This window comes from Sutterella massiliensis (assembly GCF_016899755.1).
In the GTDB taxonomy this organism is placed as follows: Bacteria; Pseudomonadota; Gammaproteobacteria; order Burkholderiales; family Burkholderiaceae_F; genus Sutterella; species Sutterella massiliensis.
Genome location: NZ_JACJJC010000050.1, coordinates 1 through 1892 on the forward strand (window position 1 = coordinate 1; position 1892 = coordinate 1892).

A 1892-nucleotide genomic window follows, 5' to 3' on the forward strand; every position below is an offset into this window, starting at 1 on the left:
TATCCCCACTTGGCGACAAGACAATGCAGATATTTGTCTGTCATCATTCGTGATCTACATTCTTCGCGAGCGATCGAATTCGCAAGGATTCCGCGGTAATCAATATCTCTGTTTCGAATGAGGAAATCGATGAAGAGAGCTTTGTTGACTTCGGAGGCGAGAGAACCTTCAGGGTCGTAAACAAAACTTTCAAGAAGAATTTTCTCAAAAGCTGATTCTGTGCCTGGTTCCTCGACCTCTACCCGACGAAATACAAGCGGAACCTTAACGGTTTCATTGTGTTTAGAATTTCTGGGAGAGGCTTTCACTGGAATTATGCGGCGAATAGGATCGCCAATAATTCGCTTGAGAACGACCTGCGTGCCGTTTGGATAGTCGTCGTCGTTACGATAGACCATGAGTACATCGCCGCATGCGATTTTATTCTGGTGATCCGGGAAGAGACGATTGTGAATGAGACAGTTGTATAAATAGGTCGTCTTGTTAGTTCCGCTAATGATTGCCGCACTCGCTATACCGTTAGCTTGAATGCTCTCGAGGTACTTGGAAAGAGCCTCTGCATTTTCAATTTTTTCGATATCGTTTGCACATTCTTCGACAGAAAGTTTGTTGAATTGCTTATTTGCGATCGCCATTCTCAGTTTTGTTGCATTGCTAAGTATGCCTGAATCATTCTGCTGACGAACGACATCGCTAAGTTCTACGCATGAGACTCGAAGGCCGAAATTCTCCTGAATATAGCGATCGCTTAAGGCAGGCGAAACATTTTGATGGACTGGAGGCAACTGCGCTGGATCACCAATAAAAATAAGTTTTTTAGAGTGTTCGTTTATGTCGAAATTGATGAATTGAATAAAATCGCGTAAAAGATAACCACTTCCAGCCAGAATGAATTCTGAATCCGAATATACGTCGGATACCATCGAGGCTTCATCAACGATGTAGACAGCATTCGTATTGAAAAAGTTCTCTCTTATGCTCATGTGCCACCGAAATGTGGCCGTTTCTTCCGCATCCTTAGGTGAGTTCGGATCGATGTAAGGCTCAGGAACAGGGGATCCGTAGATTAGACTGTGAATCGTTGAAGCAGTGTTTGCGCTCTTTTTTCTCAGAACTTTTGCCGCTTTCCCTGTGGGGGCACAGAGAATACAGTTTCGCCCGAGAGCATTGAGGTACGCACAGATGCCTTTCGTCAGAAACGTTTTCCCTGTGCCTGCGTAGCCCTTAAGGATGAAGACATCTTTTTCAGCATCATTCAAAAATGCTTCGAGTGCTTTAATGGCAACAGACTGAGATGGAGTCAGTGAATACTCTGAAAAAAAATCGGCAATAGCTGGCATTTTTAATAGATTCAAATCAAAAGTTTCTTTCAAAATTTTTAATTAAAGATATAGGATATTAAAATGTTACGGATTTGAGAACAGTTTCGCAAGACTGTATTTTCGATAAGGGGATAGTGTTTTTTTCGTCCGCTGCCTCGTGAAAATCCGACGTTCTTGGTGGAACCTGGAAGTGGTGGACGCCTCAGTCGATTGCCGCTGGCATTTTCTGCCTCTACGGGTGTTTGGCAGACAAATTAGGGAATATGTCGACGGGCAGAAATTGTAAACAGTTTCCTCCGAGACCTAAGTGAACGAAAAGCTCTTTCGTGCTAAGGCTTTAAATGGCTCGCTTCGGCCCTTCATAAAAAAAATCCATATTCATTCGGTGAATGTTGTTTCAAGACATTTTTACTTTGAAAGTCTGGAACTTGCTGTCACAGCCTTTTCTGACGTCGAATGAACTCGTCAAAAAGCGGAACGGTGAATGCCACGAAGCCGTGCTTCGGGCTGTAAATCATGCCTTTTTCTGTAATGCGGCTGCGAAGCGGTCTGATGCTCAGCGCCTTTTTG

The 1892-nt window shown here is 43.7% G+C and carries 2 protein-coding genes; both read right to left on the reverse strand.

Going from position 1 to position 1892, the window contains the following annotated elements:
- The coding region (locus H6A60_RS11070) for an ATP-dependent DNA helicase (protein WP_205104590.1) at positions 1 to 1340 on the reverse strand (1340 nt) is incomplete at its 3' end.
- Between the two features lie 416 nt (positions 1341 to 1756).
- The gene (locus H6A60_RS14445) at positions 1757 to 1882 is read right to left on the reverse strand and encodes a DUF8462 domain-containing protein (protein ID WP_500691534.1); all 126 of its coding nucleotides are present in this window, start codon (positions 1880 to 1882) and stop codon (positions 1757 to 1759) included.
- Positions 1883 to 1892: the final 10 nt, after the last annotated feature.